The 23,126-nt window shown below is 61.0% G+C and carries 19 protein-coding genes; 14 read left to right on the top strand and 5 right to left on the bottom strand.

Going from position 1 to position 23,126, the window contains the following annotated elements; translation table 11 throughout:
- Nucleotides 1-11: 11 nt before the first annotated feature.
- The 6 genes from AB4N41_RS00955 to AB4N41_RS00930 all read left to right on the top strand — a co-directional run bounded on the left by AB4N41_RS00955 (nucleotide 12) and on the right by AB4N41_RS00930 (nucleotide 7,291).
- Nucleotides 12-311, top strand: coding sequence for a BolA family protein (locus tag AB4N41_RS00955; protein WP_016770935.1), 300 nt, complete (start codon nucleotides 12-14; stop codon nucleotides 309-311).
- 152 nt (nucleotides 312-463) lie between these two features.
- A complete protein-coding gene (gene trhO / locus AB4N41_RS00950; RefSeq protein WP_041478261.1) occupies nucleotides 464-1,405 on the top strand; it encodes an oxygen-dependent tRNA uridine(34) hydroxylase TrhO in 942 nt (313 codons plus the stop codon).
- Between the two features lie 35 nt (nucleotides 1,406-1,440).
- On the top strand, nucleotides 1,441-2,043 hold the full coding sequence (locus tag AB4N41_RS00945) for a DsbA family protein (RefSeq protein ID WP_178372427.1): 603 nt from the start codon (nucleotides 1,441-1,443) through the stop codon (nucleotides 2,041-2,043).
- Nucleotides 2,036-3,853, top strand: a complete 1,818-nt coding sequence (locus AB4N41_RS00940; RefSeq protein ID WP_252876716.1) for an ABC transporter ATP-binding protein — start codon at nucleotides 2,036-2,038, stop codon at nucleotides 3,851-3,853. The genes AB4N41_RS00945 and AB4N41_RS00940 overlap by 8 nt, the downstream gene beginning before the upstream one ends.
- Before the next feature lie 137 nt (nucleotides 3,854-3,990).
- Nucleotides 3,991-6,450 (top strand): EAL domain-containing protein, encoded by a 2,460-nt coding sequence (locus AB4N41_RS00935; protein ID WP_252876715.1) that lies wholly within the window; start codon nucleotides 3,991-3,993, stop codon nucleotides 6,448-6,450.
- A 79-nt stretch (nucleotides 6,451-6,529) separates the two neighbouring features.
- Nucleotides 6,530-7,291 carry a TenA family transcriptional regulator gene (locus AB4N41_RS00930; protein ID WP_406226932.1) on the top strand — a complete coding sequence of 254 codons (762 nt, stop codon included), beginning with the start codon at nucleotides 6,530-6,532 and terminating at the stop codon, nucleotides 7,289-7,291.
- Between the two features lie 102 nt (nucleotides 7,292-7,393).
- Here AB4N41_RS00930 and AB4N41_RS00925 read toward each other — a convergent pair whose 3' ends face one another.
- The gene (locus tag AB4N41_RS00925; RefSeq protein WP_151552915.1) at nucleotides 7,394-8,320 is read right to left on the bottom strand and encodes a GGDEF domain-containing protein; all 927 of its coding nucleotides are present in this window, start codon (nucleotides 8,318-8,320) and stop codon (nucleotides 7,394-7,396) included.
- 157 nt (nucleotides 8,321-8,477) lie between these two features.
- On the opposite strand from AB4N41_RS00925, the gene AB4N41_RS00920 reads away from it, so the two are divergent.
- Nucleotides 8,478-8,696, top strand: a complete 219-nt coding sequence (locus tag AB4N41_RS00920) for a hypothetical protein (protein WP_252876713.1) — start codon at nucleotides 8,478-8,480, stop codon at nucleotides 8,694-8,696.
- Here the strand turns inward: AB4N41_RS00920 and AB4N41_RS00915 are convergent.
- The 4 genes from AB4N41_RS00915 to AB4N41_RS00900 form a co-directional block, all read right to left on the bottom strand.
- Entirely contained in the window at nucleotides 8,683-9,423 is a 741-nt protein-coding gene (locus AB4N41_RS00915) for a YciK family oxidoreductase (protein WP_024013876.1), read from the bottom strand. The two genes, AB4N41_RS00920 and AB4N41_RS00915, sit on opposite strands and share 14 nt — an antisense overlap.
- A gap of 182 nt (nucleotides 9,424-9,605) precedes the next feature.
- Nucleotides 9,606-10,277 carry an N-acetylmuramic acid 6-phosphate phosphatase MupP gene (gene mupP / locus AB4N41_RS00910; protein WP_041478269.1) on the bottom strand — a complete coding sequence of 224 codons (672 nt, stop codon included), beginning with the start codon at nucleotides 10,275-10,277 and terminating at the stop codon, nucleotides 9,606-9,608.
- 4 nt (nucleotides 10,278-10,281) lie between these two features.
- Complete coding sequence (gene ubiG / locus AB4N41_RS00905) at nucleotides 10,282-10,980, bottom strand: bifunctional 2-polyprenyl-6-hydroxyphenol methylase/3-demethylubiquinol 3-O-methyltransferase UbiG (RefSeq protein ID WP_024013875.1); 699 nt, start codon at nucleotides 10,978-10,980, stop codon at nucleotides 10,282-10,284.
- 56 nt (nucleotides 10,981-11,036) lie between these two features.
- Nucleotides 11,037-12,371 carry a TRZ/ATZ family hydrolase gene (locus AB4N41_RS00900; RefSeq protein ID WP_041478271.1) on the bottom strand — a complete coding sequence of 445 codons (1,335 nt, stop codon included), beginning with the start codon at nucleotides 12,369-12,371 and terminating at the stop codon, nucleotides 11,037-11,039.
- A gap of 108 nt (nucleotides 12,372-12,479) precedes the next feature.
- Between AB4N41_RS00900 and mtnA the strand changes: the two genes are divergently transcribed.
- The 7 genes from mtnA to cmk all read left to right on the top strand — a co-directional run bounded on the left by mtnA (nucleotide 12,480) and on the right by cmk (nucleotide 23,092).
- On the top strand, nucleotides 12,480-13,556 hold the full coding sequence (mtnA, locus tag AB4N41_RS00895) for an S-methyl-5-thioribose-1-phosphate isomerase (RefSeq protein ID WP_056788343.1): 1,077 nt from the start codon (nucleotides 12,480-12,482) through the stop codon (nucleotides 13,554-13,556).
- A 423-nt stretch (nucleotides 13,557-13,979) separates the two neighbouring features.
- Nucleotides 13,980-16,634, top strand: a complete 2,655-nt coding sequence (gene gyrA, locus AB4N41_RS00890; protein ID WP_095182243.1) for a DNA gyrase subunit A — start codon at nucleotides 13,980-13,982, stop codon at nucleotides 16,632-16,634.
- Between the two features lie 231 nt (nucleotides 16,635-16,865).
- Nucleotides 16,866-17,951: a 3-phosphoserine/phosphohydroxythreonine transaminase gene (gene serC / locus AB4N41_RS00885; protein ID WP_039760041.1), complete on the top strand. Its 1,086-nt coding sequence runs from the start codon at nucleotides 16,866-16,868 to the stop codon at nucleotides 17,949-17,951.
- On the top strand, nucleotides 17,951-19,045 hold the full coding sequence (pheA, locus tag AB4N41_RS00880) for a prephenate dehydratase (protein WP_016770924.1): 1,095 nt from the start codon (nucleotides 17,951-17,953) through the stop codon (nucleotides 19,043-19,045). The genes serC and pheA overlap by 1 nt, the downstream gene beginning before the upstream one ends.
- A gap of 12 nt (nucleotides 19,046-19,057) precedes the next feature.
- Nucleotides 19,058-20,170, top strand: coding sequence for a histidinol-phosphate transaminase (hisC, locus tag AB4N41_RS00875; RefSeq protein ID WP_056788348.1), 1,113 nt, complete (start codon nucleotides 19,058-19,060; stop codon nucleotides 20,168-20,170).
- A 28-nt stretch (nucleotides 20,171-20,198) separates the two neighbouring features.
- Nucleotides 20,199-22,406 carry a bifunctional prephenate dehydrogenase/3-phosphoshikimate 1-carboxyvinyltransferase gene (locus tag AB4N41_RS00870; RefSeq protein ID WP_252876712.1) on the top strand — a complete coding sequence of 736 codons (2,208 nt, stop codon included), beginning with the start codon at nucleotides 20,199-20,201 and terminating at the stop codon, nucleotides 22,404-22,406.
- A complete protein-coding gene (gene cmk, locus AB4N41_RS00865) occupies nucleotides 22,403-23,092 on the top strand; it encodes a (d)CMP kinase (RefSeq protein ID WP_252876711.1) in 690 nt (229 codons plus the stop codon). Before AB4N41_RS00870 ends, cmk begins: the two co-directional genes overlap by 4 nt.
- The last annotated feature ends 34 nt before the right edge of the window (nucleotides 23,093-23,126 follow it).

Below are 23,126 nucleotides of genomic sequence, written 5' to 3'. Positions count from 1 at the left end.
CGGAGTTCGTGATGACCATGCAACAACGCATCGAATCGACGCTGGCTCTGTTACAGCCTGAGCACCTGCAAGTGCTGGACGAAAGCCACATGCACAGTCGCGGGTCACAGACCCACTACAAGGCGGTGGTGGTCAGCGCGCAGTTCGAAGGCCTGAACCGGGTCAAGCGCCACCAGAAAGTCTACGGCACGCTCGGCGAGCTGATGGGCGAGTTCCATGCGTTGGCGCTGCACACCTACACCCCGCAGGAATGGGCAGAGATCGACGGCGCTCCGGCGTCGCCGACCTGTGCCGGCGGTAGCAAACATTAAGATCAAAAGATCGCAGCCTTCGGCAGCTCCTACAGGGCACAGCCGCAGGCGGTGGTGTTTTTTGCTAGAATCCGCAACGCGCCGCTTAGCCGGCGCGTTTTTTATTGAATCCGGTTCACCCTTTGCGAGGGTAGCCACCTGGAGAAATACCCATGACACAACCGATTGTCGTGGCGGCACTGTACAAGTTCGTCACCCTCGAAGATTACGTTGACCTGCGCGAGCCACTGCTGCAAGCGATGGTCGACAACGGCATCAAAGGCACTCTGCTGATCGCCGAAGAAGGCATCAACGGCACGGTTTCCGGCAGCCGCGAAGGCATCGACGGCCTGCTCGCCTGGCTCAAGAACGATCCACGCATGGTCGACATTGACCACAAGGAATCGTACTGCGACGAGCAGCCGTTCTATCGCACCAAGGTCAAGCTGAAGAAAGAGATCGTCACCCTCGGCGTCGAGGGCGTCGACCCGAACAAAAAGGTCGGCACTTACGTCGAGCCGCAAGACTGGAACGCGCTGATCAGCGACCCGGAAGTGCTGCTGATCGACACGCGCAACGATTACGAAGTGTCGATCGGTACCTTCGAAGGCGCCATCGATCCGAAAACCACCAGTTTTCGCGAGTTTCCCGACTACATCAAAGAACACTTCGACCCGGCCGTGCACAAGAAGGTCGCGATGTTCTGCACCGGCGGCATTCGCTGCGAGAAAGCCTCGAGCTACATGCTCGGCGAGGGCTTCGAAGAGGTCTACCACCTCAAGGGCGGCATCCTGAAGTACCTCGAAGAGGTGCCGCAGGAAGAAACCAAATGGCGCGGCGACTGCTTCGTCTTCGACAACCGCGTCACCGTGCGTCACGACCTGACGGAAGGCGACTACGATCAATGTCATGCCTGCCGCACGCCGGTCAGCGTTGAAGATCGCGCCTCCGAGCATTACGTCGCCGGCATCAGTTGCCCGCATTGCTGGGACAAGCTCAGCGAGAAGACCCGGCGCAGCGCCATCGATCGGCAAAAGCAGATCGAACTGGCCAAGGCACGCAATCAGCCGCACCCGATCGGCTACAACTATAAGCAAGCATCTTCCGAGGCTTAACCATGTCTGCGCGCCTGCTCTATGTGATGGATCCGATGTGTTCATGGTGCTGGGGGTTTGCTCCGGTGGCCAAGGCACTGGTCGAGCAGGCGCAGGCAGCCGGAGTCGAGCTGCATCTGGTGGTCGGCGGGTTGCGCACCGGCAGCGGTTCGGCGCTGGAGCCGACCACGCGGCGCTACATCCTTGAGCACTGGCAAGCGGTCACCGAGGCCACCGGCCAGCCGTTCAAGTTCGACGGCGCGTTGCCTGACGGTTTTGTCTACGACACCGAGCCTGCCTGTCGCGCCATTGTCACCGCGCGCAGTCTGGCGCCGGATTGCGCGTGGACATTGGTCGGGCTGATCCAGCAGGCGTTTTACGCCGAAGGTCGCGATGTCACCCAGGCCAGCGTGCTGGTCGAGTTGGCGGAGCAGGCCGGTGTGCCGCGTATCGAATTCGCGGCGTTGTTCGATCATGCCGATCAGCACAGGGCGACCCAAGCCGACTTCACCTGGGTGCAGGACTTGGGCATCGCCGGTTTTCCGACCCTGCTGGCCGAGCGCAACGGGCAACTGGCGCTGCTGACCAACGGCTATCAACCGCTCAGCGAGCTGTCGCCGTTGCTCGGCCGCTGGCTGGAGCGCGCGGCCTGTGTCTGACCGCGCCGATGACACGCCAGCCGTAGAGCGTGTCGACCGGCTGAGCTGGGCTGAAGTCCGGCGTCTGGCACTGCATCACAAGAAATCCCTGTGGATCGCCAACGGCGTGGCCGTGCTGGCGACGCTGTGCAGCGTGCCGATCCCGTTGCTGCTGCCGTTGCTGGTCGACGAAGTGCTGCTCGGCCACGGCGATGCCGCACTGAAAGTCATGAATCATTTTCTGCCGAGCATGTGGCAGCAGGCGGCGGGTTATATCGGCCTGATGTTGGTGGTGACCCTGACCTTGCGTTGCAGCGCCCTGTGTTTTGGCGTGTTGCAATCGCGGCTGTTCGCGCGCCTGGCCAAGGACATCGTCTACCGCATTCGCGTGCGCCTGATCGAGCGGCTCAAACGCATTTCCCTCGGCGAATACGAAAGCCTCGGCAGCGGCACGGTGACCACGCACCTGGTCACCGATCTGGATACCCTCGACAAATTCGTCGGCGAAACCCTCAGCCGCTTCCTCGTCGCGATGCTGACCCTGGTCGGCACCGCCAGCATTCTGATGTGGATGCACTGGAAGCTGGCGCTGCTGATCCTGCTGTTCAACCCGTTGGTGATCTACGCCACGGTGCAGTTGGGCAAGCGCGTCAAGCATCTGAAGAAGCTGGAGAACGACAGCACCTCGCGCTTCACCCAGGCACTGAGCGAAACCCTCGATGCGATTCAGGAAGTGCGCGCCGGCAACCGTCAGGGTTACTTTCTCGGGCGCCTCGGTTTGCGCGCGCAGGAAGTACGCAACTACGCAGTCAACTCGCAGTGGAAAACCGACGCCTCGAACCGCGCCAGTGGTTTGCTGTTCCAGTTCGGCATCGACATCTTCCGCGCGGCGGCGATGCTCACCGTGCTGTTTTCCGACCTGTCGATCGGGCAGATGCTCGCGGTGTTCAGCTACTTGTGGTTCATGATCGGCCCGGTCGAACAGCTGCTCAATCTGCAATACGCCTATTACGCAGCGGGCGGTGCGCTGGCGCGGATCAATGAACTGCTGGCGCGTGCCGACGAGCCGCAGTATCCCGGCGGCGTCGATCCGTTCAAGGGGCGCGACACCGTCGGCATTGAGGTGCAAGGCCTGAGCTTCGGTTATGGCGACGAGCTGGTGCTGGACCAGATGAACCTGTCGATCCTGCCCGGTGAAAAAGTCGCGATTGTCGGGGCGAGCGGCGGCGGCAAAAGTACCTTGGTGCAGTTGCTGCTGGGTCTGTACACGCCAGCGGCCGGGACCATTCGCTTTGGCGGATCGACCCAGCAGGAGATCGGCCTGGAGACGGTACGCGAGAACGTCGCGGTGGTGCTGCAACATCCGGCGCTGTTCAACGACAGCGTGCGCGCCAACCTGACCATGGGCCGCATGCGCAGCGACGAAGCCTGCTGGCAGGCGCTGGAAATCGCGCAAATGGCCGTAACCATTCGCGCGCTGCCCGCTGGCCTCGACAGCATCGTCGGTCGCTCCGGCGTGCGTTTGTCCGGCGGTCAGCGCCAGCGTCTGGCGATTGCGCGGATGATTCTCGCCGAGCCGAAAGTGGTGATTCTCGACGAAGCCACCTCGGCCCTCGATGCCGCCACCGAGTACAACCTGCACCAGGCGATGGCGAAGTTTCTCCATGGCCGCACCACGCTGATCATTGCCCATCGCCTGTCGGCGGTGAAGCAGGCCGACCGCGTGCTGGTGTTCGACGGCGGGCAGATCGCCGAGGACGGCGACCATCGCCAGTTGATTGCCGACGGCGGTTTGTACGCCAAGCTCTACGGCAACTTGCAACAGCACTGATCGAAACCCTTGCCGACCTGTCAGAGGTTCTGCGCGCGGTATAACGCCGCGCCTTGCCTTGAACGAGAACCCCACCTAGTCTCGTCATAGCGAATTCGCCCGGAAGGCGAGCGGGCAGTGCTCATGCAAGGACTCTCATGAAGCAAAAGCAGACTCTGGGAACACCACGGTTGTTGGGTATCGTCTGGCCCTTTATTGCTGTCGTGGTGTTCCAGGCATTACTGGGGGGCGTGAGCCTTTACGTGCTTTCGGCCGTGCGTGGCTACGTAGCTGGCGAAAGCCTGTGGTCCAAGGGCCAGAAAGACGCCATCTACTACCTCAACCTCTACGCCGACAGCCGCGACGAGGCGATCTACCGCAAATACCTGACGGCGATTGCCGTGCCCCAGGGCGGGCACCAATTGCGCCTGGCACTGGATCGTCAGCCGCCGGATCTGCAAGCGGCGCGCGAAGGCATTCTCAAGGGCGGTAATCATCCAGAAGATGTCTCCAGCGTCATCTGGCTGTACCTCAATTTCCGCCACTACAGTTATCTGGAAACCGCGATCGATCGCTGGACGATTGGCGATGCCTATCTCGACCGATTGCACGAAGTCGCGCAGGAGATGCACCAAGGCATTGCGCAGAACCAGGCCAGCCCGGGCGATGTGCAGCGCTGGAAGTTACAGATCTTCGCCATCAACGATGCAGTCACCCCAGCGGCCAGGGCCTTCAGCGATGCCTTGGGCGAAGGCTCGCGGGTGATCATGCGCCTGCTGTTGTTCACCAACCTGGCCACCGCGCTGGGTCTGATCGCGCTGGCGCTGTGGCGCACGCACAAACTGCTCAGGCAACGGCATGAATTTGCCCAGGCGCTGCAACTGGAGAAGGATCGCGCGCACATCACCTTGCAATCGATTGGCGATGGCGTGATCACCACCGACGTCAACGGCGCGATCGATTACATGAACCCCGCCGCCGAGGCCATGACGCACTGGAAGGCCGAGCAGGCGGCGGGGCTGCCGTTGTCGGCGCTGTTCAACCTGCTCGACGATAACGCCCAGACCGAAGGGCTGACGTTGATCGAGCACATTCTCAGTGGCCAGCTCAGCGGCGGCAGCGAACATTCCAAGCTGATCCAGCGGCTGGACGGCAGCACCCTGTCGGTGACCCTGGTCGGCGCGCCGATCCGCAATGCCGGGAATGTCAGCGGCACGGTGCTGGTGCTGCACGACATGACTCAGGAGCGGCAATACATCGCCAATCTCTCCTGGCAGGCGACTCACGATGCGCTGACCGGTCTGGCGAACCGCCGCGAATTCGAATATCGCCTCGAACAGGCCTTGCACAACCTGACGCGCCAGCCCGGCCGGCATGCCCTGATGTTCCTCGATCTGGACCAGTTCAAACTGGTCAACGACACCTGTGGTCATGCGGCGGGCGATGAGTTGCTGCGGCATATCTGCACGCTGCTGCAATCAGACCTGCGCGAGGGCGACACCCTGGCGCGACTGGGCGGCGACGAATTCGGGATTTTGCTCGAGAACTGCCCGCCGGACATCGCGGAGAAGATTGCCGAAAGCCTGCGTCAGACCGTGCAGAATCTGCATTTTGTCTGGAAAGGACGGCCGTTCCTGACCACCGTCAGTATTGGCCTGGTACATGTCGCACAGAATCCGACCACCCTGGAAGCCTCCCTGCGTGCGGCGGACATGGCTTGCTACATGGCCAAGGAAAAGGGCCGCAACCGCGTGCAGGTCTATCATGCGGACGACTCCGAACTGTCCATGCGCTTCGGTGAAATGGCTTGGGTGCAACGGCTGCATATGGCGCTCGAAGAAAACCGCTTCTGCCTTTATGCCCAGCAGATCGCGCCGCTCAAGCCGCAACCCGGCCAGGCCGGACACATCGAAATTCTCCTGCGCCTGCATGATGAATCCGGACGAATGATTTTGCCTGACAGCTTTATTCCGGCGGCGGAGCGATATGGTTTGATGACCCAGTTAGATCGCTGGGTAGTTCAAAACGTTTTCAAGGTTATTGCCCAGTGTATTGAACAGGAACATGAACTTCCTTTGGCAATGTGTGCGATTAATCTGTCAGGCATTACTATAGGAGATGACGCGTTTTTGCACTTCCTGCGGGAACAGTTTGTTAACTACGCTATACCGCCTGAAATGATTTGTTTTGAAATTACCGAAACCAGTGCAATTGCAAATCTTGGTAGTGCAATTCGTTTTATCAATGAACTCAAAGGCTTAGGTTGTCACTTTTCTCTGGATGACTTTTGTGCCGGAATGTCTTCATTCGCTTACTTGAAACATTTGCCTGTAGACTTCCTGAAGATCGACGGGAGTTTCGTAAAGGATATGCTGGACGACCCGATTAATCGGGCAATGGTCGAAGTGATCAATCACATCGGTCATGTTATGGGTAAGCAGACAATTGCCGAGTTTGTTGAAACTAACCAGATCGAACAGGCATTGCTTGAAATAGGTGTGGATTACGCTCAGGGGTATGTCATCGAGCGTCCGCAGTTGTTTACCTGTGACAGTTTGCAAAGTCGTCCTGCCAGACCGCAGCCGTTGTTGTTCAAAGCGCCTGGCACGTTCCGTTGAAGTCTCTCGCCGATCCTTGCCATCACAACTCAAAAGGAGCCGAACAGTGATCGACACATTCAACCGAACCGGACCCCTCATGGAAGCTGCAAGTTATCCTGCCTGGGCGCAACAGCTCATCAAGGATTGCAGCGAGAGCAAGCGCCGGGTTGTCGAACATGAACTTTATCAGCGCATGCGTGACAACAGACTCAGCGCGAAAACCATGCGCCAGTACCTGATCGGCGGCTGGCCGGTGGTCGAGCAGTTTGCCTTGTACATGGCGCAGAACCTCACCAAGACCCGCTTTGCCCGCCATCCCGGCGAAGACATGGCGCGGCGCTGGCTGATGCGCAACATCCGCGTCGAACTCAATCACGCCGACTACTGGATGCACTGGAGTCGCGCCCATGGCGTCAGTCTCGAAGATCTCCAGGCCCAGCAGGTGCCGCCGGAGCTGCATGCTCTGAGTCACTGGTGCTGGCACACCAGCTCGGCGGATTCGCTGATCGTGGCGATTGCCGCGACCAACTATGCGATCGAAGGGGCGACCGGGGAGTGGTCAGCGGTGGTCTGCTCGACCGGGGTCTACGCCGCGGCGTTTCCGGAAGAAGATCGCAAGCGCGCGATGAAGTGGTTGAAGATGCATGCCCAGTACGACGATGCCCATCCGTGGGAAGCGCTGGAAATCATCTGCACCCTGGCCGGCATGAACCCGAGCAAGGCGTTGCAGGCCGAGCTGCGGCAGGCGATCTGCAAGAGTTATGACTACATGTACCTGTTTCTGGAGCGGTGCATGCAGCTGGAGACTTCGGAACGCTTGCTGGTCAACCGCGAGCGCAGGACCGTAGCCGAAAGCTGATCGAACTGTGGGAGCGAGCCTGCTCGCGAAAGCGGTGGGTCATGCAACGAATCGTTGTCTGACACTCCCTCTTCGCGAGCAGGCTCGCTCCCACAATGATTTTTAGCCGGCCATCGCCAGCCGGTTCCGCCCCTCGCGCTTTGCGACATATAACGCACTGTCGGCCCGGCGCAGCAAGCTGTCTGCCGACTCGCCCGGCAACAACGTCGAGCATCCCAGGCTCACGGTGATCTCGATCAACTGGCCATCGGCAAAATATTCCTCTGACTGCGTCGCCTGGCGCAAACGCTCGCCAACCATCGCCGCCGCTTCGCGACCGGTGTTGGACAGCAGGATCAGAAACTCTTCGCCGCCATAACGGAACACCATGTCGACGTTGCGCAGTTGCGCCTTGATCGACGCGGCAATGGCTCTGAGCACGTCATCACCGGCGCCATGCCCGTGGTCATCATTGACCCGTTTGAAGTGGTCGATGTCGAGCATCAGCACCGACAGCGGTTGCGCATGACGGCGCGACATGTCGATCTCGCGCTGCAAGGTCTGCTCCATGGCTACCCGGTTGCCAGCACCGGTCAACGGGTCGCGCAAGGCACTCTGGGTCGCGGCGCGATAGAGCAGGGCGTTGCGCATCGGGTACAGCAGGCAGGACAGTAGCGACTCGAGGTCGCCCTGTTCCTTGTCGTTGAAACGCTGATTGCGGCGAAAGACCAGCTCGCCCATGTGCTCGCCTTCGTGGCTCAGGATGTAGCTGACCGAGTGGTGGCCGCGTGTGCCGAACTCCAGGCGCAAGTCACTGGCCTGATGCACATAGCTGAGCGCGTCCAGCGGCACCAGGCGTTGAATTTCGCGAAAGAACAGGCCAAGGATGCGCTGTGGCTCAAGGCTGGTTTGCAGTTGCAGGCTCATTTGCTGACGCAGTTGCGCCAGGCTGGTCGGGCGCTCGATCAGCGCCGGTAGTTGACCGAAGCCCAGGCGCTGCAATTTGGCACTGTCAAAGTCAATTGCATGGGTCTGGGAAGGAGATTTCATATGGCGTGAGCCCCTAAGCAGTAAGTCTGTCTTACAGGCTGGGTGAGAGCGGCTATGGGCTGCGCGTCGTACTGATCCATCAGTCCCGTAGGACGTTTGGCGTAAGTTTAGTCTGCCGCAAGACGATCAGTCAGCTATCGAAATCGGCGTTTGCCCCATGGCCATCACACGGCATGTTTTGAGGGAATTTAGAGCGAAAGGCGTGCCATTCGGTTCGATTTTATTTAAAGCTTTTCGAATCAATGACTTGCTGGCGAATGCCAAGCAGCCACGCTGGGTTATTGGCGGCTTTGTGACGGTTATGAGCGGCAATGGTTTGCCGCGACAGCATTCTGCCGCGGCAACAAATGCGACGTATGGCGTTATTGGGCGTTGAACGCCTGGCCATTAACGCCTGCGCTGTCGGGGCCCATCAGGTACAGATAGACCGGCATGATCTCTTCCGGTGTCGGGTTGTTCAGCGGATTTTCCCCCGGATACGCCTGCGCGCGCATGCTGGTGCGCGTGCCGCCCGGGTTGATGCTGTTGGAGCGTACCGGCGCAACGCCTTCCACTTCATCGGCCAGGGTTTGCATCAGGCCCTCGGTGGCAAATTTCGACACACCGTAAGCGCCCCAGTACGCGCGACCCTTGCGCCCGACGCTGCTGGAGGTGAATACCACCGAAGCATCCTGGGACAGCTTGAGCAACGGCAGCAGGGTGCTGGTCAGCATGAACATCGCGTTGACGTTGACCTGCATGACACGCATGAAGTTTTCGCCGGACAGTTGCTCGATCGGCGTGCGCGGGCCGATGATCGAAGCGTTGTGCAGCAGGCCGTCAAGATGGCCGAACTCGGTTTCGATCATCGCCGCCAGCTCATCGTACTGATGGGGCAGGGCGGTCTCGAGGTTGAACGGGATCACCGCTGGTTGCGGATGACCGGCGGCCTCGATTTCGTCGTAGACCTCGGTCAGATTGGCTTCGGTCTTGCCCAGCAGCAGCACGGTGGCACCGTGGGCGGCATAGGTTTTCGCCGCAGCCGCACCAATGCCACGGCCGGCACCGGTGACCAGAATGACCCGATCCTTGAGCAATTCAGGGCGAGCGGTGTAATCAAACATAAAAACCTCATAGTCCATTTCATGAAGACCTGCTTCACCCAGTGGCGAGGGGATTTATCCCCGTTCGGCGGCGAAGCCGTCGCAAAACCTGTGTGTCACATCGCCTGGATAAAAGCGGGGGCCGCTTCGCACCCCAGCGGGGATAAATCCCCTCGCCACACAGGGAATTTGCAACAGTCAGGTCAGCAGCTGCACAGCGCGCTGTCGAGCACCTTGCGCAACTCCAGCGGGTGATCTACCACAACGTCCGCGCCCCAGTGCCGTGGGTTGTCGTCCGGGTGGATATAGCCGTAAGTCACCGCAGCGGTCTTGGTCCCGGCATCGCGGCCCGATTCGATATCGCGCAGATCATCGCCGATGAACAGCACGGTCGACGGATCCAGATCAAGCATCTTGCAGGCGAGGATCAGCGGCTCCGGATCCGGCTTGCTGTTCTTCACATGATCCGGGCAGATCAGCAGCGCTGAACGCTCGGCCAGCCCCAGACGCTGCATGATCGGCTCGGCGAAACGCAACGGTTTGTTGGTGACCACGCCCCAGATCAGGTTGGCCTTTTCGATGTCAGCGAGCAGTTCGCCCATGCCGTCGAACAGCTTGCTGTGCACTGCGCAGCCAACCAGATAGCGCTCGAGAAACTCCAGACGCAGCTCCTCAAAGCCCGGCGATTCCGGATCCATCGAGAACGTCACCGCGACCATGGCCTTGGCGCCGCCGGAAATTTCGTCGCGGATGTGCTTGTCGTTGATCGGCGGCAGACCGCGATCGGCGCGCATCGCCTGGCAGATGGCGATGAAGTCCGGCGCGGTGTCGAGCAGGGTGCCGTCCATGTCGAAAAGTACCGCTCTGATGGCCATCGGCTTATTCCTCGCGCAGGGTCTGGATCATGTAGTTGACGTCAACGTCGTTGGCCAGCTTGTAGTGCTTGGTCAGCGGGTTGTAGGTCAGGCCGATGATGTCCTTGACGGTCAGGCCAGCCATGCGGCTCCACGCGCCGAGCTCGGACGGGCGGATGAATTTCTTGAAGTCGTGGGTGCCGCGCGGCAGCAGCTTCATGATGTATTCGGCGCCGATGATCGCGAACAGATACGCCTTCGGGTTGCGGTTGATGGTCGAGAAGAACACCTGGCCGCCCGGCTTGACCATGCGGAAACAGGCGCGGATTACCGACGATGGATCCGGCACGTGCTCGAGCATTTCCAGGCAGGTGACCACGTCGAACTGCTCGGGCATTTCGTCGGCGAGGGCTTCGGCGGTGATCTGCCGGTATTCGACGCTGACCCCGGATTCCAGCTGATGCAGTTGTGCGACCGCCAGCGGCGCTTCGCCCATGTCGATGCCCATCACGGTGGCGCCGCGCTGAGCCATGGCTTCGCTGAGGATGCCGCCGCCGCAACCGACGTCGAGGACTTTCTTGCCGGCCAGATTGACTCGTTCGTCGATCCAGTTGACCCGCAGCGGGTTGATGTCGTGCAGCGGCTTGAATTCGCTTTCACGGTCCCACCAGCGATGGGCAAGGGCCTCGAATTTGGCGATTTCGGCGTGGTCGACGTTGCTCATGTTAAATCCTCTAAAACTTGAAAAAGGCTGTAGCCGCGGATATTGCGCCGCGGTGTTTACGATTCGGTGTGGCCGCTGATGCGCTGGCCCCAGTGGCGGGCGGTCTCGCCCAGCTGTTGTTCGTCCATGCGGGTCAGACGCCGGTCGTCGAGCAGTTGCTTGCCGGCGACCCACAGGTGTTTCACGCAATCACGCCCGGTCGCATAGATCAGCTGCGACACCGGGTCATACACCGGTTGCTGCGCCAGGCCGGACAGGTCGAAAGCGACGATGTCTGCGGCTTTGCCGATCTCCAGCGAGCCGACCTGCGCCTCGATCCCCAGCGCACGGGCGCCATTGAGAGTGGCCATGCGCAAGGCGCGATGGGCGTCCAGCGCCGTGGCAGAACCGGCCACGGCTTTGGCCAGCAGGGCGGCGGTGCGGGTTTCGCCGAGCAGATCCAGATCATTGTTGCTCGCCGCGCCATCGGTGCCGACGGCGACGTTCACCCCAGCCTGCCACAAACGTTCGACCGGGCAGAAGCCGCTGGCCAGTTTCAGATTGGATTCCGGACAGTGGATCACGCTGCTGTTGCTTTCTACCAGCAGCGCGAGGTCGTCATCGCTGATCTGGGTCATGTGCACGGCCTGGAAACGCGGGCCGAGCAGGCCCAGGCGACCGAGGCGGGCCAGCGGGCGTTCGCCGGTCTGCTCGACCGCCTGCTGCACTTCGAACGCGGTTTCATGCACATGCATGTGGATCGAGGCGTCAAGCTCCTCGGCGATCACCCTGATTTTCTCCAGGTTCTCATCACCGACGGTGTAGGGTGCGTGAGGGCCGAAAGTAATCTTGATGCGTTCGTGATGCTTGAGATCCCCGAACAATTCGACGCCCTGACGAATGGCTTCGTCGGCACTGCTGGCGCCAGGGATCGGGAAATCGAGGATCGGAATGGCGATCTGCGCGCGGATACCGCTGTTGTGTACGCGCTCGCTGGCGACTTTCGGGAAGAAATACATGTCAGAGAAGCAGGTGATGCCGCCCTTGATCTGCTCGGCGATGGCCAGATCGGTGCCGTCGCGGACGAAATCCTCATCGACCCATTTGCCTTCGGCCGGCCAGATGTGGTTTTCCAGCCAGGTCATCAGCGGCAGATCGTCAGCCAGGCCACGGAACAGTGTCATCGCCGCGTGGCCGTGGGCATTGATCAGTCCCGGCGCCAACAGAACATCCGGCAGTTCACGGATTTCTGTCGCGTTACACTTCAACGCTTCGGCGCGCGGGCCGATAAACACGATGCAACCGTCACGGATGCCCAGGCCGTGCTCCTTGAGCACCACGCCTGCAGGTTCGACGGGGACCAGCCAGGTCGGCAGCAATAACAGGTCGAGCGCAATGGCAGGTTTCGGCATCGAGGGTCGGTTCCAGTGCTTTTGTAAAGGATGGCGAAGTATACCCGAGCGTCTTCGCGGGGGGATCGCTATAATCGGCGGCTTTTGTTCATGAGTGCGGGGTGTGGGATGCGCGATCGACTGTTGGCTGCGGAGAAAGTGAAGGCCATCGATTGGCGTGATGGCGCGCTGCACCTGCTGGATCAGCGTATTTTGCCGTTCGAGGAAACCTGGATCGCCTACACCAGCGCCGCCGGCGTGGCCGAGGCGATTCGCTCGATGGTCGTGCGTGGCGCGCCGGCTATTGGCATCAGTGCGGCCTATGGCATCGTCCTCGCGGCGCGGGCGCGGATTGCCGAGGGCGGCGACTGGTACGCGGCGCTGGAAGAGGATTTCGCTCTGCTGGCCGATTCGCGTCCGACCGCGGTCAATCTGTTCTGGGCGCTGGGTCGCATGCACGATCGCCTGGATCGGCTGAAAAGCAACGCCGATCCGCTGGCGGCGCTGGAAGCCGAAGCTATCGCCATTCATGAAAGCGACCGCGAGGCCAACCTGACCATGGCGCAGCTTGGCGTCGATCTGATTCGCAAGCATCAGGGCAACGCTCAAGCCATCCTGACCCACTGCAACACCGGCGCGCTGGCCACCGGTGGGTTCGGAACTGCGCTGGGAGTGATCCGCGCGGCTTATATAGAAGGCATGGTCGAACGCGTCTATGCCGACGAGACCCGGCCGTGGCTGCAGGGCTCGCGGCTGACCGCGTGGGAACTGGCCAACGAAGGCATCCCGGTGACCCTGAATGCCGACTCCGCCGCCGCGCACATCATGAAAACCAAAGGCGTGACCTGGGTGATCGTCGGCGCTGACCGCATCACCGCCAATGGCGACGTGGCGAACAAGATCGGCACCTATCAACTGGCGGTCAACGCCATGCACCACGGCGTGCGCTTCATGGTGGTGGCGCCGAGTTCGACCATCGACATGAACCTCGCCAGCGGCGATGACATCCCGATCGAAGAGCGTGATGGCGCCGAACTGCTCGAAGTTGGCGGTAAACGCGTCGGTGCCGATGTTGAAGCGTTCAACCCGGTGTTTGATGTCACTCCGGCGGATCTGATCGATGCGATCGTCACAGAGAAAGGCATCGTCGAACGCCCGGACACCGCGAAAATGGCCCTGCTGATGTGTCGCAAGCGCCTGCATTGACAGGCTTTGGTGTTGTGTTGAGCCATTCGCGAGCAGGCTCGCTCCCACAGGTTTTGTGAACGCCACTGGCCTGTGTGGGAGCGAGCCTGCTCGCGAAGAGGTCGGTAATGTCAATAAACATCGCTAATTCAGACCCCGATTTCACATTCAACCAAGCTCTGAGCCTCTCTCGTCCCCCTCAAGCCTGTCATCGGTCAACTAACTATGCTCCATGCGCATCTGGGGGATAGGTGCGTGGCGGCCTTTGTGATAACATCCGGCGTTTTCCGAGGCGGCTCCACGGAGCTGTCTTTACTGCGCAAATCCGCGATCCAATGTTGATTTGTCGTAAGTCGGCGCATGGCACTCGGCCGGCCCCGACGAGCTTCGTTGCTCCCACATGGATATGACGAAGTTTCACCAGAAAAAGGAATCAGGCTTCTCATGGGCGAACTGGCCAAAGAAATCCTCCCGGTCAATATCGAAGACGAGCTGAAACAGTCCTACCTCGACTACGCAATGAGCGTGATCGTCGGCCGTGCACTGCCGGATGCGCGCGATGGCCTCAAGCCCGTGCACCGTCGCGTACTGTTCGCGATGAGCGAGCTGGGCAACGACTACAACAAGCCGTACAAGAAATCTGCCCGTGTCGTCGGCGACGTGATCGGTAAGTATCACCCGCACGGTGACACTGCCGTGTACGACACCATCGTTCGTATGGCCCAGCCTTTCTCCCTGCGCTACCTGCTGGTCGACGGCCAGGGCAACTTCGGTTCGGTCGACGGCGACAACGCTGCGGCCATGCGATACACCGAAGTGCGCATGACCAAGCTGGCGCACGAGCTGCTGGCTGACCTGCACAAGGAAACCGTGGACTGGGTGCCGAACTACGACGGCACCGAACTGATCCCGGCAGTCATGCCGACCCGCGTGCCGAACCTGCTGGTCAACGGTTCCAGCGGTATCGCCGTAGGCATGGCGACCAACATTCCGCCGCACAACCTCGGTGAAGTCATCGACGGTTGCCTGGCCCTCATCGACAACCCAGAGCTGACCGTCGATGAGCTGATGCAATACATCCCCGGCCCGGACTTCCCGACGGCCGCGATCATCAACGGTCGTGCCGGCATCATCGAAGCCTACCGCACCGGTCGCGGGCGCATTTACATGCGTGCCCGCTCGATCATCGAAGACATCGACAAGGTCGGTGGCCGTCAGCAGATCGTCATCACCGAGCTCCCTTACCAACTGAACAAGGCGCGTCTGATCGAGAAGATCGCCGAGCTGGTCAAAGAGAAGAAGCTCGAAGGCATCACCGAGCTGCGCGACGAGTCCGACAAGGACGGTATGCGCGTCGTGATCGAACTGCGTCGCGGCGAAGTGCCGGAGGTGATCCTCAACAACCTCTACGCCCAGACCCAGCTGCAATCGGTATTCGGCATCAACATCGTCGCGCTGATCGACGGCCGCCCACGTATCCTCAACCTCAAGGATCTGCTGGAAGCCTTCGTCCGTCACCGTCGCGAAGTGGTTACCCGCCGTACCGTGTTCGAATTGCGCAAGGCGCGCGAGCGTGGGCACATTCTCGAAGGCCAGGCCGTTGCCCTGTCGAACATCGACCCGGTGATCGCCCTGATCAAGGCTTCGCCAACGCCGTCGGAAGCCAAGGAAGCGCTGATCAGCACGCCTTGGGAATCCTCGGCTGTGGTGGCGATGGTTGAGCGTGCCGGTGCTGATTCGTGCCGTCCGGAAAACCTCGATCCGCAATACGGTCTGCGTGAAGGCAAGTACTTCCTCTCGCCAGAACAGGCCCAGGCGATTCTCGAGCTGCGTCTGCACCGCTTGACCGGTCTGGAGCACGAGAAGCTGCTGGCCGAGTATCAAGAGATCCTCAACCAGATCGGCGAGCTGATCCGCATCCTCAACAGTGCCGTGCGCCTGATGGAAGTGATCCGCGAAGAGCTGGAAGTGATCCGCGCCGAATACGGCGACGTGCGTCGCACCGAAATTCTCGATGCCCGTCTCGACCTGACCCTGGGTGACATGATCCCGGAAGAAGAGCGCGTCGTGACCATTTCCCACGGTGGCTACGCCAAGACCCAGCCGCTGGCTGCGTACCAGGCTCAGCGTCGTGGCGGCAAAGGCAAATCGGCTACCGGCGTCAAGGACGAGGACTACATCGCTCACCTGCTGGTTGCCAACAGCCACACCACGCTGCTGCTGTTCTCCAGCAAGGGCAAGGTGTACTGGCTCAAGACCTACGAAATTCCGGAAGCATCCCGCGCGGCCCGTGGTCGTCCGCTGGTCAACCTGTTGCCGCTGGATGATGGTGAATACATCACCACCATGCTGCCGGTCGAGGAATACACCGAAGGTCACTACATCTTCATGGCCACCGCCAACGGCACCGTGAAGAAGACCCCGCTGGAATCCTTCAGCCGTCAGCGCAGCGTCGGTCTGATCGCGCTGGAGCTGGACGAAGGCGACGTGCTGATCTCTGCGGCCATCACCGATGGCGAGCGCGAAGTGATGCTGTTCTCCGACGGCGGCAAGGTCACCCGTTTCAAAGAGTCCGACGTGCGTGCCATGGGCCGTACCGCTCGCGGCGTACGCGGCATGCGTCTGCCGGAAGGGCAGAAGCTGATTTCCATGCTGATCCCGGAAGAAGGCAGCCAGATCCTCACCGCTTCCGAGCGTGGTTATGGCAAGCGCACCGCGATCACCGAGTTCCCTGAGTACAAGCGTGGCGGCCAAGGCGTGATCGCCATGGTCAGCAACGAGCGTAACGGCCGTCTGGTCGGCGCAGTTCAGGTGCTCGACGGCGAAGAAATCATGCTGATCTCCGATCAGGGCACCCTGGTGCGTACCCGTGTCGGCGAAGTGTCGAGCCTGGGCCGTAATACTCAGGGCGTGACGCTGATCAAGCTGGCCAAGGATGAAACCCTGGTCGGCCTGGAACGGGTTCAGGAGCCTTCGGAAATCGAAGGCGAAGAGCTCGAAGGTGAAGAGGGCGAGGAAATCGCAGGCACCGTCGGTATCGACGAGGCCGCAGACGACCAGCAACTCGACGCCGCAGCAGACGAAGAACCGCAGGAATAAGCGGACAAACGAGGGGGCGGATGAGAATTCGCCCCCTTGTTATTTGTCCGGTATGAATTTTCGACATCATGGAGATCCCCTGTGGGAGCGAGCCTGCTCGCGAAAGCAGGCGCTGCGGTACCTCTGAAGCACCGCGGTGATGCATTCGCGAGCAGGCTCGCTCCCACAGGGCCATGTTGATCGGTAGTGTGATTTATTGCGTGATACCACCAAATCAGAGCGAGATTGGATGTGAGCAAGCGAGCCTATAACTTCTGCGCCGGTCCGGCGGCGCTGCCTGAAGCTGTCCTGCAGCGCGCCCAGGGTGAACTCCTTGATTGGCACGGCAAGGGTCTGTCGGTCATGGAAATGAGCCATCGCAGCGATGAGTTCGTGTCCATCGCCACCCAGGCCGAGCAGGATCTGCGTGACCTGCTGAATATCCCGTCGAACTACAAAGTGCTGTTTCTGCAGGGCGGCGCCAGTCAGCAGTTTGCGCAGATCCCGCTGAACCTGTTGCCTGAAGGCGGCTCGGCCGACTACATCGACACCGGTATCTGGTCGCAGAAAGCCATCGAAGAAGCCTCGCGCTATGGCCACGTCAACGTTGCTGCCACTGCCAAGCCTTACGACTATTTCGCCATCCCAGGCCAGAACGAGTGGAATCTGTCGAAAGACGCCGCGTACGTTCACTACGCGCCGAACGAAACCATCGGTGGTCTGGAATTTCAATGGATCCCGCAAACCGGTGACGTACCGCTGGTGGCCGACATGTCTTCGGACATCCTCTCGCGCCCGGTCGATATTTCGCGTTTCGGCATGATCTACGCCGGCGCGCAGAAGAACATCGGCCCGAGCGGCATCGTCGTCAACATCATCCGCGAAGACTTGCTCGGCAAGGCCCGCTCGCTGTGCCCGACCATGCTCAACTACAAGGTCGCGGCCGATAACGGTTCCATGTACAACACCCCGCCGACGCTGGCCTGGTACCTGTCCGGTCTGGTGTTCCAATGGCTGAAGGAGCAGGGCGGCGTCGAAGCGATCGCCAGGCTCAACGACGTCAAGCAGCGCACCCTGTACGACTTCATCGACGCCAGTGGCCTCTACAGCAACCCGATCAACAAGTCGGATCGCTCGTGGATGAACGTACCGTTCCGTCTGGCTGATGATCGTCTGGACAAGCCATTCCTTGCCGGTGCTGACGAGCGCGGTCTGCTCAACCTCAAGGGTCACCGTTCGGTGGGCGGTATGCGCGCCTCCATCTACAACGCCGTCGACATCACTGCGGTCAACGCGCTGGTGGCGTACATGGCGGAATTCGAGAAGGAACACGGCTGATGTCCGAGCAAGAACTCAAGGCACTGCGCGTTCGCATCGACGCTCTGGACACCAAAGTCCTCGAGCTGATCAGTGAGCGTGCGCGTTGCGCCCAGGAAGTCGCCCGCGTGAAGATGGCCTCGCTGGCCGAAGGCGAAGTGCCGGTGTTCTATCGTCCCGAGCGCGAAGCTCAGGTGCTCAAGCGTGTGATGGAGCGCAATCAGGGGCCGCTGGGCAACGAAGAAATGGCGCGGCTGTTCCGCGAAATCATGTCGTCGTGCCTGGCGCTGGAGCAGCCGCTGAAAGTGGCGTATCTCGGCCCTGAAGGTACGTTCACCCAAGCGGCAGCGATGAAACACTTCGGCCACGCTGTGATCAGCAAGCCGATGGCGGCAATCGACGAAGTGTTCCGCGAAGTCGCCGCCGGTGCGGTGAATTTCGGCGTGGTGCCGGTGGAAAACTCCACCGAAGGCGCGGTTAACCACACGCTGGACAGCTTCCTCGAGCACGACATGGTGATCTGTGGCGAAGTCGAATTGCGCATCCACCATCATCTGCTGGTCGGCGAAAACACCAAGACCGACAGCATCAGTCGCATCTATTCCCACGCGCAGTCGCTGGCCCAGTGCCGCAAGTGGCTGGACGCGCATTACCCGAATGTCGAACGCGTCGCGGTGTCGAGCAACGCCGAAGCGGCCAAACGGGTCAAGGGTGAGTGGAATTCGGCAGCGATCGCTGGCGACATGGCGGCAGGGCTATATGGCCTGACGCGTCTGGCCGAGAAGATCGAAGATCGCCCGGACAACTCGACCCGCTTCCTGATGATCGGTAATCAGGAAGTGCCGCCGACCGGCGACGACAAGACCTCGATCATCGTGTCGATGAGCAACAAGCCCGGCGCGCTCCATGAGCTGCTGGTGCCGTTCCACGACAATGGCATCGACCTGACCCGCATCGAAACCCGTCCGTCGCGCAGCGGCAAATGGACCTACGTGTTCTTCATCGACTTTGTCGGCCACCACCGTGATCCGTTGATCAAAGGTGTGCTGGAAAAGATCAGTCAGGAAGCAGTAGCACTCAAAGTGCTGGGTTCCTACCCGAAAGCAGTTCTCTAAGGGCGGTAGCAAATGAGTGGCAACTTCCTCGCTCTGGCACAGCCGGGCGTGCAACAACTTTCGCCGTACGTTCCGGGCAAGCCTGTGGACGAACTGGCGCGCGAGCTGGATCTGGATCCGGCAAAAATCGTCAAACTGGCGAGCAACGAAAACCCATTGGGCGCCAGCCCGAAGGCATTGGCGGCGATCCGCGAAGAGCTGGCCGAGCTGACCCGCTACCCGGACGGCAATGGTTTCGCCCTGAAGTCGCTGCTCGCCGAGCAGTGCCGCGTCGAGCTGAATCAGGTCACGCTGGGTAATGGCTCCAACGATATTCTTGAACTGGTTGCGCGTGCCTACCTGGCACCGGGCCTGAATGCGGTGTTCAGTGAGCACGCCTTTGCGGTGTATCCGATCGCGACTCAAGCAGTCGGCGCACAAGCCAAAGTCGTTCCAGCCAAAGACTGGGGCCATGACCTGCCGGCGATGCTTGCGGCCATCGATGCCAACACCCGCGTGGTGTTCATCGCCAACCCGAACAACCCGACTGGCACCTGGTTCGGCGCCGAAGCGCTGGACGAATTCCTGCAGGACGTTCCCGAGCATGTGCTAGTAGTCCTCGACGAGGCTTATATCGAGTACGCCGAAGGCAGTGATTTGCCGGACGGTCTCGACTTCCTCGCCGCCTACCCGAACCTGCTGGTGTCGCGCACCTTCTCCAAGGCCTATGGCCTGGCCGCGCTGCGCGTCGGTTATGGCTTGTCGACGCCTGTGGTGGCGGACGTGCTGAACCGTGTTCGCCAGCCGTTCAATGTCAACAGCCTCGCCCTGGCGGCGGCGTGTGCGGCGCTGAAGGACGAGGAATATCTGGCGCAAAGCCGTCAGCTCAACGAAGCCGGCATGCAGCAGTTGCAGGCGGGTTTCCGTGAGCTGGGACTGAGCTGGATCGAGTCCAAAGGCAACTTCATCTGTGTCGATCTCGGCCAGGTCGCGGCGCCGATTTTCCAGGGCTTGCTGCGCGAAGGCGTGATCGTGCGTCCGGTGGCCAATTACGGCATGCCGAACCACCTGCGGGTGACCATCGGTCTGCCGGCCGAAAACAGCCGTTTCCTCGAGGCGCTGCGCAAGGTTCTGGCTCGTGGGTGATGTCACTGCGCTGCAACCTGTTGCACCTATGATCGGTCGCCTTGTGGTGGTCGGTCTTGGGTTGATCGGTGGTTCGTTTGCCAAGGGTTTGCGTGAAAGCGGCCTTTGCCGTGAGGTGGTTGGTGTTGATCTCGACCCGCAATCGCGCAAGCTCGCGGTCGAATTGGGTGTGGTTGATCGCTGCGAAGACGATTTGGCGGCGGCTTGCGCCGGTGCCGATGTGATCCAGCTGGCGGTGCCGATTCTGGCCATGGAAAAGCTGCTCGCGCGTCTGGCTGTCATGGATTTGGGGCAGGCGATTCTTACGGATGTCGGCAGCGCCAAAGGCAACGTGGTGCGCGCGGCGACCGAAGCGTTCGGCGGCATGCCGGCGCGCTTCGTCCCCGGGCACCCGATTGCCGGTTCCGAGCAGAGCGGGGTGGAAGCCTCGAATGCCGAGCTGTTCCGCCGGCACAAGGTGATCCTGACGCCGCTCGAGCAGACCGATCCTGCCGCACTGGCGCTGGTCGATCGGCTCTGGCGCGAACTGGGCGCCGATGTCGAGCACATGCAGGTCGAGCGGCACGACGAAGTGCTGGCCGCGACCAGTCATCTACCGCACCTGCTGGCCTTCGGTCTGGTCGATTCGTTGGCCAAGCGCAATGAAAATCTGGAGATCTTCCGTTACGCTGCCGGTGGTTTTCGCGATTTCACAAGAATCGCCGGAAGCGACCCGGTGATGTGGCACGACATCTTCCTCGCCAACCGCGAGGCTGTCCTGCGCACACTCGATACATTTCGCAGCGACCTCGACGCCTTGCGCGACGCGGTCGATGCAGGGGATGGGCACCAATTGTTGGGCGTTTTCACGCGCGCCCGGGTTGCCCGCGAGCATTTCAGTAAAATCCTGGCCCGCAGGGCCTATGTGGACGCTATGAATTCCAACGATCTGATCTTCCTGGCTCAACCTGGTGGCCGCCTGTCCGGTCGGATTCGCGTACCGGGTGACAAATCGATTTCCCACCGTTCGATCATGCTCGGCTCGCTGGCCGAAGGCGTCACCGAAGTCGAAGGCTTCCTTGAGGGCGAAGACGCCCTGGCGACCTTGCAGGCATTCCGCGACATGGGCGTGGTCATCGAAGGCCCGCACCACGGCCGCGTGACCATCCACGGTGTCGGCCTGCACGGCCTGAAACCTGCGCCGGGCCCGATCTATCTGGGCAACTCTGGCACCTCGATGCGTCTGCTCTCTGGCCTGCTGGCGGCGCAGAGCTTCGACAGCACCTTGACCGGCGACGCTTCGCTGTCCAAGCGTCCGATGAATCGCGTGGCCAATCCGCTGCGGGAAATGGGCGCCGTGATCGAAACTGCCGCTGAAGGTCGTCCGCCGATGACTATTCGCGGTGGCCACAAGCTCAAGGGTCTGACCTACACCATGCCGATGGCCAGTGCCCAGGTGAAATCCTGCCTGCTGCTTGCCGGTCTCTATGCTGAAGGCAAGACCACGGTGACCGAGCCGGCACCGACCCGCGATCACACCGAACGCATGCTGCGTGGCTTCGGCTACCCGGTCAGCGTCGACGGCGCCACGGCTTCGGTCGAGTCCGGCGGCAAGCTCACCGGGACTCACATCGAAGTGCCGGGCGATATTTCGTCGTCGGCGTTCTTCCTGGTCGCGGCCTCGATTGCCGAGGGTTCCGAGCTGGTGCTCGAGCACGTCGGCATCAACCCGACTCGTACTGGTGTGATCGATATCCTGCGACTGATGGGCGCCGATATCACTCTGGAAAACCAGCGTGAAGTCGGCGGCGAGCCAGTTGCTGACTTGCGCGTGCGCGCAGCTAAACTCAAAGGTATCGAGATTCCGGAGGCGCTGGTGCCGCTGGCGATCGACGAATTCCCGGTCCTGTTCGTTGCTGCTGCGTGCGCCGAAGGGCGTACCGTGCTGACCGGCGCCGAAGAGCTGCGGGTCAAGGAATCCGACCGGATTCAGGTCATGGCGGACGGCTTGCTGGCGCTGGGCGTCAAGTGCGAACCGACCCCGGACGGCATCATCATCGACGGCGGCCAGATCGGCGGCGGTGAAGTGCACGGTCACGGCGACCACCGTATCGCCATGGCGTTCAGCGTTGCCTCGTTGCGCGCTACCGCACCGATCCGCATCCACGATTGCGCCAACGTCGCGACCTCGTTCCCCAACTTCCTCGCGCTGTGCGGGCAAGTCGGCATTCGTGTGGCACAAGAGGCTCAGTCGTGAAAAACATTGCACCGGTCATCACCATCGATGGGCCAAGCGGCTCCGGCAAAGGCACGGTCGCCGGGATTCTGGCCAAGCGTCTGGGCTGGAACCTGCTGGATTCCGGTGCGCTTTATCGCTTGCTCGCGTTTGCTGCGCGCAACCATGGCGTCGACCTGACCAATGAAGAGCTGCTGAAGACATTGGCCGCTCATCTGGATGTGCAGTTCATCGCCGCGACCGAAGGTCAGCTGCAGCGGATCATTCTCGAAGGCGACGAAGTCAGCGATGTCATTCGCACCGAAAGCGTCGGTTCCGGGGCCTCGCAAGTGGCTGCGCTGCCCGCCGTACGCGAGGCGCTGCTGCAGCGCCAGCGTGCTTTCCAGGAAGCGCCGGGTCTGGTGGCGGACGGTCGCGACATGGGCACGGTGGTATTTCCGGGTGCACCGCTGAAGATTTTCCTCACCGCCAGTGCCGAGGAGCGGGCGCGCCGTCGATATTTGCAGTTGAAGGGTAAAGTCGAGGGTGTTAGTCTGTCGAGTCTGCTAGATGAGATCCGTGCACGCGATGAGCGTGACACCCAGCGCGCAGTAGCCCCGCTTAAGCCGGCGGCCGACGCGATTCAGCTGGATTCAACGGAGCTTTCCATCGATCAGGTGCTTGAACGCATCATGAGCGAGATCGCCATTCGCGATATCGCCGGGTGACCAAGAAGGCCGCAGGGGACCAGTCATAGTCCTG

This window comes from Pseudomonas sp. S2_A10, assembly GCF_054668465.1.
This window is presented reverse-complemented; position numbering and strand designations above follow the sequence as displayed.